General features: G+C 58.2%; 8 protein-coding genes. 1 reads left to right on the forward strand and 7 read right to left on the reverse strand.

Translation table 11 applies throughout. From position 1 onward, the window contains the following. Positions 1-34 precede the first annotated feature (34 nt). The 7 genes from ACNPM8_RS12915 to pdhA form a co-directional block, all read right to left on the reverse strand. Positions 35-1,678, reverse strand: a complete 1,644-nt coding sequence (locus ACNPM8_RS12915; protein ID WP_105657255.1) for an ABC transporter ATP-binding protein — start codon at positions 1,676-1,678, stop codon at positions 35-37. 3 nt (positions 1,679-1,681) lie between these two features. After that, positions 1,682-2,704 carry an ABC transporter permease gene (locus tag ACNPM8_RS12920; protein WP_286134154.1) on the reverse strand — a complete coding sequence of 341 codons (1,023 nt, stop codon included), beginning with the start codon at positions 2,702-2,704 and terminating at the stop codon, positions 1,682-1,684. After that, positions 2,697-3,623, reverse strand: coding sequence for an ABC transporter permease (locus ACNPM8_RS12925; RefSeq protein ID WP_448939965.1), 927 nt, complete (start codon positions 3,621-3,623; stop codon positions 2,697-2,699). Before ACNPM8_RS12925 ends, ACNPM8_RS12920 begins: the two co-directional genes overlap by 8 nt. A gap of 190 nt (positions 3,624-3,813) precedes the next feature. Beyond that, on the reverse strand, positions 3,814-5,445 hold the full coding sequence (locus tag ACNPM8_RS12930) for a peptide ABC transporter substrate-binding protein (protein ID WP_448939966.1): 1,632 nt from the start codon (positions 5,443-5,445) through the stop codon (positions 3,814-3,816). 196 nt (positions 5,446-5,641) lie between these two features. After that, on the reverse strand, positions 5,642-6,991 hold the full coding sequence (locus ACNPM8_RS12935; RefSeq protein ID WP_448939967.1) for a dihydrolipoamide acetyltransferase family protein: 1,350 nt from the start codon (positions 6,989-6,991) through the stop codon (positions 5,642-5,644). Beyond that, positions 6,991-7,980: an alpha-ketoacid dehydrogenase subunit beta gene (locus tag ACNPM8_RS12940; RefSeq protein ID WP_105657306.1), complete on the reverse strand. Its 990-nt coding sequence runs from the start codon at positions 7,978-7,980 to the stop codon at positions 6,991-6,993. Before ACNPM8_RS12940 ends, ACNPM8_RS12935 begins: the two co-directional genes overlap by 1 nt. A gap of 14 nt (positions 7,981-7,994) precedes the next feature. Further along, positions 7,995-9,110 (reverse strand): pyruvate dehydrogenase (acetyl-transferring) E1 component subunit alpha, encoded by a 1,116-nt coding sequence (pdhA, locus tag ACNPM8_RS12945; RefSeq protein WP_105657251.1) that lies wholly within the window; start codon positions 9,108-9,110, stop codon positions 7,995-7,997. A 150-nt stretch (positions 9,111-9,260) separates the two neighbouring features. Here pdhA and ACNPM8_RS12950 point away from each other — a divergent pair, with 150 nt between their 5' ends. Further along, positions 9,261-9,734 carry an Lrp/AsnC family transcriptional regulator gene (locus ACNPM8_RS12950; RefSeq protein ID WP_105661916.1) on the forward strand — a complete coding sequence of 158 codons (474 nt, stop codon included), beginning with the start codon at positions 9,261-9,263 and terminating at the stop codon, positions 9,732-9,734. The last annotated feature ends 32 nt before the right edge of the window (positions 9,735-9,766 follow it).

The following is a 9,766-nucleotide window of genomic DNA, read 5'->3' on the forward strand; positions in this document are numbered from 1 at the left end:
TTTCCCCGGCCCCATTCAGCGGATTTCCGAGCTGCTAGATCAGCGAAGCTCCAGGGATCGCAGCCAGCAGGTTGCGGGTATATGCACTCTTTGGCGCATCGAAAATCTCGTCCGTCGTTCCCTGTTCGACGATCTTTCCGTGTTCCATCACGCATACGTTGTCCGCGATCTGGCGGACTACAGCCAGGTCGTGGGTAATGAACAGGTAGGTAAGGCCCATTTCGCGTTGCAGCTCATCGAGCAGCTCCAGCACCTGGGCCTGCACCAGCACGTCCAACGCCGAAACAGCCTCATCGCAAACGATCATTTCCGGCTGCAAGGCCAGAGCACGCGCGATCGCGATGCGCTGGCGCTGTCCGCCGGACAGCTCGTTCGGGAAGCGGTGCATGGTGGATGCCGGCATGGAAACCTGATCCAGCAGTTCCTTGACCTTCTTCTCCCGTGATGCCGCGTTACCAATACCGTGAATGCGCAGTGGTTCTTCGATGGTTCGGAATATCGAGTACATCGGATCCAAGGATCCGTACGGATCCTGGAAAATCGGCTGGACACGTCGGCGGTACTTGAACAAGTGCTTCTCGCTCAGGTTGCCAATCTGTTCGCCATCAAAGATGATCTCGCCCTCGGTCTTGTCCAACAGGTTGAGCACCATTTGGGCGATGGTGGACTTGCCGGAACCGGACTCGCCTACCACGGCGGTGGTGGTGCCCTTGGGGATCTCGAAGGACACGTTGTCCACCGCGGTGAACTTCTCCTTCTTGCCGAACCCCTTGCGGATATCGAAGACCTTCGTCAGGTTGCTGACTTTCAGCAGCGGCTCGGCCTTGCCCGGAATTACCTCATCAACAATCGCCTCGTGCTTGTCTCCACGCTGTGCTGACAACGATGGAGCCGAGTTGATCAGGCGCTGGGTGTACGGGTGCTTGGGGTTGCGCAGAATCTCCAGCGCTGGGCCATATTCGACGACACGCCCCTTGTACATCACGACGACCTTCTCGGCACGCTCTGCTGCCAAGCCCAGGTCGTGGGTAATCAGCAGCACGGCGGTGCCCAGTTCACTGGTCATGGTGTCCAGATGGTCCAGGATCTGCTGCTGCACGGTGACGTCCAGTGCGCTGGTTGGCTCATCGGCAATCAGCAGGCGCGGGCGGCAGGCCAGGCCAATGGCGATCAGCGCACGCTGACGCATGCCACCGGAGAATTCGTGCGGGTACTGCCTCGCACGCGTCTCCGGATCGGGCAAACCTGCATCGGCCAAGACCTGGGCTACACGCTTGTTCGGGTTATCCCCCGCCAAGCCGTTGGCTTTCAGGGTTTCCTTGACCTGGAACCCGATCTTCCAGACCGGGTTCAAGTTGGACATCGGATCCTGCGGAACCATGCCAATATGGTTGCCGCGCAGCTCTACGAATCGCTTTTCGCTCGCTTGGGCGATGTCCTCGCCGTCAAAAAGAATCTGGCCGGATGAGACCTTGCCGTTGCCGGCCAACAGGCCGATAGCAGCCAGTGCCGAAGTTGACTTGCCGGAACCGGACTCGCCCACGATGGCCACGGTTTCCCCGGGCATCACGGTGAAGTTGGCGTCGCGCACTGCGTGCACTGGACCGTCAGGAGTGGAGAAAGTGATCGCCAGGTCCTTGACTTCCAGCAGAGGCTTGGGAGTTGCACTCTGAGTCATTGCTTAGGCTCCCTTCCGGGCCTTCGGATCCAGTGCGTCGCGCACTGCATCGCCGAGCATGATGAAGCTCAATACCGTTACCGAAAGGAACAGTGCTGGCCACATCAGCATGGTCGGGTTATTGCGCAGCTGGGTACGTGCGGAGGAAATATCGTTGCCCCAGCTCATGACGTCTGGCGGAAGCCCGACGCCCAGGAAGGACAGCGTGGCCTCGGCAACGATGTATACGCCGAGGTTCACCGTGGCAACAACAATGATCGGTGCCAACGAGTTCGGGATGACGTGCTTGACCAAAGCGCTGAACTTGGACAGGCCCAACGCGCGCGAGGCCTTCACGAAGTCCGCGTTGCGGGCCTCGATCACTGCGCCGCGGGTAATGCGTGCCAGCTGCGGCCAGCCGAAGATCGCAAGGGTGATGATAACCGTCCAAACGCTTCGGTTTTCACGGAAGGCAGGAAGCTGCATCACGATGATGGCGCCAAGGATCAGCGGCAGCGCGAAGAAGATATCGCCCAGACGAGCCAGGATGGTGTCGATCCAGCCGCCGTAGTAGCCTGCCAGCGCGCCAATGGCACCGCCGAGCAGCACCACGATGAGGGTAGTGAATACGCCTACGAGCAGCGAAGCACGCGTGCCGTAGATCGTACGGGCGTAGATGTCGCAACCCTGCAGGTTGAAGCCCATGATATGTCCTTGGCGTGCTGGCTCATTGGAATTTTCCAGCAAGCATGCCTGGTTGCCAGTCGGATCAATGGACGTGAACAGCTGCGGGAACGCAGCTACAACCACGACGGCGATGATCAGAAGCGTGGAGATGATGAACAGCGGCTGCTTGCGCAGTGAACGCCATGCTTCAGCCCACATGGACAATGGCTTGCCGGTTTCCTTGACAGAATCCACCGCCTGCAGCGGAGTCTCCTCCAATGGGGCCACGTAGTGCTCAATTTTGTACTTGGAAACTTTGCCGGCACGGGTGTTTCGGATGGGAAGGCCGTCTTCGGGATTAAAGTTCTGGTTCTCAGGCATAACGGATCCTTGGGTCAAGCAGTGCGTACAGCATATCCACGATCAGGTTGGCGATCACGAAGACGATCACCAAGACGCCTACAACGGCAACCACCGTCGGGGTTTCGCCCTTCTGGATTGCCTGGTAGAGCAAGTGGCCGACACCGGGGACATTGAAGATACCCTCGGTAACAATGGCGCCGCCCATGAGTGCGCCCAAGTCGGCGCCAAGGTAGGTCACGACTGGAATCAGCGAGTTGCGCAAGATGTGCACGGTGACAACGCGGTTGCGGCTCAGGCCCTTGGCAGTTGCGGTGCGCACATAGTCAGCGGTTTTGTTCTCAATGATGGAGGTACGCGTCAGTCGCAAAACGTAAGCCAGAGAAACGAGTCCCAGGACCAAGGCCGGCAGGATCAGTTCGCCCCAGGTTGCCGAACCGGAAACGGTTGGCTTTGCCCATTCGAGCTTGACTCCGACCACGTACTGGAGCAGGAAGCCCAGTACGAAGGTTGGAACTGCGATGACCAGCAGCGATGCGATCAGGACGGTCGAGTCGAACAATTTGCCCTTGCGCATGCCGGCGATGACGCCGAAGATGATGCCGAAGACAGATTCGATCAGCAACGCCAGTATCGCCAGGCGTGCAGTGACAGGGAATGCTCGTGCGAGCATCTCATTGACTTCTTGGCCCGAGAATGAAGTTCCCAGGTCCAAAGTCACCAGGTTCTTCAAGTACAGGCCGTATTGGACCCAAAAAGGCTTATCCAAGTTGTATTGCGCAGTTAGGGCCGCTTGGGTGGCATCACTCATTGGCTTGCCGCCGGAGAGTGCCGCGATTGGGTCACCGGGAGTCGCGAAAACCAAGAAGTACACCAGCAAAGTAGCACCGATAAACACCGGGATCAGCTGCGCGATTCTCTTCAGGGTAAAACTTAACATGCTTGCATCTCACCTCGAGACACATGAGGGCACAAGGCCATTTTTATCCTCTTTCCGTCGATAAAGTAATCGACGTTTATTTTTGCGAGGCAGGACGGACACGCCAAAGGGAGACCCTGAGCTGCTCGGATCTCCCTTGACGAGTTTTCAGCTTCTATTCGCTCTGATTAGGCCGAATGCTGAAGGAAACTTATTTGCCAGTGATTTGCTGGTACATAGGAACACCGTTCCAGCCGAACTCGACGTTATCCACGTTTTCGCTCCAACCACCCTGAACTGCCTGGTACCACAGCGGGATAGCCGGCAGATCCTTGAACAGGATTTCCTGTGCTTCGTTGAAGATCTTCGCACCCTCAACAGGATCCGTGGCGGACAGGCCCTCGGTCAGCTTGGCGTCGAATTCCTTGCTGGAGTACTTGCCGTCATTCGAACCAGCCCCGGTACCGAATAGTGGACCAAGGAAGTTGTACAGCGATGGGTAGTCGGCCTGCCAACCGGTACGGAATGCACCGGTCATCTCGTAGCTGGTGACCTTCTCGCGCAATTCCTTGAAGGAGCTGAATGGCTTGGCCACGGCGTTGATGCCCAGGTTGCTCTTCAACTGGTTGACGACAGCTTCGACATATTCCTTGTTGCCAGCGCCATCAACGTTGTAGCCGACGGAGAATTCATCGCCGGAGTCCCACTTGCTGATTGCATCAGCCTCTTCCCACAGCTTCTTGGCTTCAGCCCCGTCGAAGTCCAGGACTTCGCTGCCTGGAACGTCGGCGCTGTAGCCTTCAAGTACCGGTGCGGTGAAGTCGTCGGCCTTGATCTTGCCGCCGTTGTACACCTTGTCGATGATCAGCTGGCGGTCAATGGCGCGGGAGATCGCTGCACGGCGGAGGTTGCCCTCTTCACCCTGCTTGAAGTGCTCCAGGTAACCCGGAATGGTAATGGTTGCGTTGCCAGCGTAGGGCGAGTTGATCGAGCGGTCGCCCAGATCAGTCTCGTAGGAAGCCAGCGAGCTTGGCGGGATCTGGTCCAGCACGTCCAAGTTGTTGGACTGCAGATCGCTGTACGCCGAGTCGGTGGACTGGTAGACCTTGAAGTCGATGCCGGCGTTAGCCGCCTTGCGTGGTCCGTCGTAGCTCTCGTTGACGTCCAGCTTCAGGTTCACATCGTGGTTCCACTCGGTCAACGTGTATGGGCCGTTGCCGATTGGCTTTTCGCCAAAGGCCTTTGGATCCTCGAAGGCCGCTTCAGGCAACGGCATGAACGCCGTGTAGCCCAAGCGCAGCGGGAAGTCGGACTCAGGCTGGGACAGCTCGACGGTGAAGGTGGTGTCATCCACTACCTTCAGGCCTTCCATCTCTTCCTTCTTGGAGCCTTCCTTGTTGACCTCATCGAAGCCCTTGATGGATTCGAAGAAGTACGAGTTCAGCTGTGCGTTCTTTGCCGCGGCGCCGAAGTTCCAGGCATCCACGAACGAAGCAGCAGTTACTGGGGAACCATCCGAGAAGGTATGTCCGGCCTTCAGCTTGATGGTGTAGTTCTGGGAGTCTTCGGTTTCGATGGACTCAGCGAGTTCATTGACCGGAGCGCCCTTTGCGTCATAGCTGACCAAACCGGTGAAGATCAGGTCCATTACGCGGCCGCCGCCAACTTCGTTGGTGTTAGCCGGCAGAAGGCCATTCTGCGGTTCGGTGGTGTTTGCGGTGACGACGTACGAGCCGTCACCTTCGCCACCGGCGGTTTCATTGGAACCGCCGCCACAAGCGGACAGGGTCAGCGCCAAGGCTGCAGATAAAACGACAGCCTTAGATGCGTGCGAGTATCGCATCCTATTTCTCCTCAACAGATCGTTGCTGCTTCTGCATTTCGCAGAGCCGTGCAGGCAAGCGTGAGCTATAGCACGTAGTGAATGAGATTACATCAAACATTGCGAAACAACCAATGAATAGTCATGAAAGCAATGCTTGAAATCGGGTTACTCACCCGGCTGAAATAACTTCAGCCGGGTCAGTTTTTATTTAAGCTCAAATAAAAATATTCATCATTCCGGGGTCTTCCAATACCGAGCCGACACCTGCGAGGAACTCGCTTGCTTCCTTGCCGTCAACCACTCTGTGATCGAAGGACAAAGCCAAAGTCATGGTATGGCGAAGGGCAACTTGGTCTTGGTATTCCCAAGGCCTTCGTTTCACTTGGCCTAATGCCAGGATTCCAGCCTGCCCCGGAGGTAGAATCGGGGTCCCGGCATCCACGCCGAAAACCCCCACATTGGTAATGGAGAATGTGCCACCGGTCAATTGGGCTGGTGACAACGTTCCTTCGCGGCCCTGGAGAATAATCTCGCTGAGTTCAGTTGCCAATACGGGCAACGTCTTGGCTTGGGCATTTTTCAGCACCGGAACCAGCAAGCCGCGGTCACTTGCCACAGCCATGCCCAGATTCACTGACCCGAACTCAATGATTTCGTCAGCCTTTTCATCCCACGTCGAGTTCAGCACAGGATAAGTCTTCAGCAATCTCGTCACCACGAGCGCCGCCAACGTTGTGATGTTGAGTTTCCGGTCCTTCAGCAAGCGATGCGAACGCATTCTTTCCACCAACGCCATGGATTCGGTGACGTCAATAGTGAGGAACTCGGTGGCATGCGGTGCAGTAAACGCCGACTGCACCATCGCTTTGGCTGTGGCTCTGCGGACGGCGGTGATCTTCACATGGCGGTCCACATCCGGCGAGGACGCTGGCTCATTTCCCCTTGCCGATGAGGTGCTGGTACCTACGGAATCGATGGCCTGCTGAACATCCCTACGCAGCACCAGCCCACCCTCGCCGCTGCCGGCGAGCGCCGAAATATCGACTCCATGATCGCGTGCCAGCTTGCGTACGGGCGGTGTGCATCGAGTCGTCTCATGTTGTTCGCGCTCAGGACTGGCCGGCGCGGCATCCGGTGCGGATGCAACTGGTTCCGCCAATTGCGCCGCTCCCCCGTTGCGGGAGCCACGAGCTTTTCGCGTTGGACGGTTGCCGGTGTCTGCCGGGGCACCGTAGCCAACGAGGGTTGGGGTGCGCTCGACGGCCGCACTTTCCCCATGATTTCCGGGACCTGCTACTGGCGGCTGCCCGCCGGAAGCGCCTGGCTCCTGATCAAAAGTGACCAGCGGACCGCCAACCTGCACTGTTTCACCTTCGGTGGCATGCAGAGCCTGAACGAAGCCGGCATACGGCGAGGGCAGTTCAACCACTGCCTTGGCGGTTTCAACTTCGGCAATGATCTGGTTGAGCGCAACATGCTCGCCAACCTTGATTTTCCAATTCAGCACCTCGGACTCGGTGAGCCCTTCGCCGAGGTCCGGGAGTTTGAATGTGTGGGCGGTCATCACTTGGCAGCTCCTTCGGTTGCCTCGTTGTGGCGCATCACGGTATCGACCGCGTGCATCACTCGATCCAAATCGGGCAGGTGGTGGCTTTCGAGCCGCGATGGCGGATACGGAATATCGAATCCGGTGACGCGCAATGGGGCGTGCTCCAGATAGTCGAAGCAGCGCTCGGTGATTTCGGCACAGATTTCTGCACCGATACCGCTGGTGCGGCTGGCTTCATGGACTACAACCAGCTTGCCGGTGCGCTTGACGGATTCGGCCACGGTGTCGATATCCAACGGATCCAAGGTGCGCAGGTCGATGACCTCCAGACTGGTACCTTCATCTTCTGCGGCCTTGGCCGCATCCACCAAGGTGTAAGTGGTCGGGCCATAGCCGACCACGGTGACATCTTCACCGGGTCGGATGATCTTGGCCTTTGGCGATCCGTCTGGCGTTGGAGCCAGAAGTTCAGCTGTGCTCTTCTCGTGGTAGCGGCGCTTCGGCTCGAAGAAGATGACCGGATCATCGCAATCGATGGCCTGGCGCAACATGCTATAGGCATCTTCGACACTTGAAGGCGCGAAGACGCGCAGACCGGCGGTGTGGGCGAAATATGCTTCCGGCGATTCGGAGTGGTGCTCCGGTGAACCGATTCCTCCGCCGTAGGGAATTCGAACTGTCACCGGCATCTTCACACGGCCCCGGGAACGGTAATGCAATTTAGCCAGCTGGGATACTAGCTGGTCAAAGGCCGGGTAGGTGAAGCCGTCAAACTGGATCTCCACTACTGGGCGATAGCCTCGGTAGGCCAGGCCGATGGCGCTGCCGACAATGCCGGATTCTGCCAGCGGGGTATCGACGACGCGGTGCTCGCCGAATTTGGATTTCAGGCCATCGGTGACCCGGAAGACGCCGCCGAGGGTTCCGATGTCTTCACCAAGCAGGATGACTTTCTCGTCCTCGTCCAGGGCATCATGCAGCGACTTGTTCAGCGCCTTGAGCATGGTGGTTGCCACAGTTACTCTCCACCTTCAAAATCTGCCAAGTAGTCCAGATAGTTCTTGGCTGCGCGTTCGGTTGGTTCGTGCTTCTCGGCATATACATTGGTGAACAGCTCTTCCACCTTGGGGTCCTCCATGGTGGTGATCGCGACGCGAAGCTTCGCGGCCAGATCATCGGCTGCGTTCTGGGCACGCTGCTCGTAGGACTGCACATCGGCACCCATCTCATGCAGGTACTTCACCAGGCGGTCGATAGGGTCCTTGGCTTTCCACTCTTCGAGCTGCTCGCTCTTGCGGTAGCGGGTTGGATCATCGGCGGTGGTGTGCGACCCCATGCGATAGGTGACCGCCTCAATGAAGGTTGGGCCCAGGCCGTTGCGCGCGTGATTCAGGGCGGCCTTGGTGGCTGCGTAGACTGCAAGGATGTCATTGCCATCCACCCGCCAGGTCTTCAGCCCGAAGCCGTGGGCACGGTCGGCAATCTGGGTGCGGCTTTGCAGGTGGACTGGTTCGGAAATGGCCCACTGGTTGTTCTGGCAGAAGAACAGCACTGGCGCCTGGTAGCTGGCGGCGAAGACCATGGCTTCGCTCACGTCGCCCTGGCTGGTGGCGCCATCGCCAAAGTAGGCCACAGAAACTTGCTTGCCCCCGTCGAATTTGATTCCCATTCCGTATCCGGCTGCGTGCAAAGCCTGGGAGCCAATGACAATCTGCTGGCAAGCAATATTGACTTCATTCGGATCCCAGCCGCTGGCCTGGGCCCCGCGCCACACGCTGAGCAGATCTTCTGCTTTCACTCCCCTGGCCCATGCGACGCCATGCTCGCGGTAGGAAGGGAAAATGAAGTCATCCGCTTCGGTGGCGCGGACCGAGCCGATTTGTGCGGCTTCCTGGCCGAGCAACGGGGCCCAGAGTCCTAGCTGGCCCTGGCGCTGCAATGCGGTGGCTTCATTGTCCATGCGGCGCAGGACCACCATGTCGCGAAGGAAATCTGCAAGGTCCGCTTCTTTGAGGTCCTTCAGATAATGGTCAAGTTCTTCGTCCGGGATTCGTTTCCCGTCGACGTTCAGCAGCTGATGCGTGGGTAGGCATCCGGCGGCTACGTCAATGTGCTGTGTGGACACGATCGGCATCCTTACTCTCACGTAGTCGGTTGCGGGTTTTCATTCACAAACACCGCTTAATGTGATGCTACTCACGCAAGGCAGGATGCACAATGGTGTTTTTGGAATTAGAGCAAAACGCACTGTTTATGAGAACCGGTCAGTGCTAACGTGCACATTATGCAACTTCTGGACACTACCGACCGGCGCATCCTGCTGGCCCTCTCGACCGCAGCCAAGCGCACCGGCTCGGCTATCGCCACGGCTTTGAACCTCGGGCGAAATACCGTGCAGACGCGGATGACCCGCCTGGAGAATGAAGTTCTTGATTCCATTGACCGCCGCATCCCGCCCGAAGTGCTGGGCTACGGGCTGCTTTCCTTTGTCGAGCTGCATGTTGAGCAACGCCATCTCGGGGACATCGCCGCCAAGCTCGAAGCCATCCCCGAGGTGCTTGAAGCACACGGGCTCACCGGCTCTGCCGACATCTTGGTGCGGGTAGCGGCCAAAGACGCCGAGGAGCTGTTTCGGGTCCATGGACAGCTGCTGCATATAGACGGAGTGAATCGTGCGGACTCGGCACTATCCATGGCCGAGCTCGTCCCCTACCGCACCACCGCTTTGCTTCAGCACTCGCTAGCCAATAACGCGTAGCGCACAGGGCAGCAAAAAGTTCCGGGGGCCAG

This window comes from Glutamicibacter sp. AGC46, from assembly GCF_053543715.1.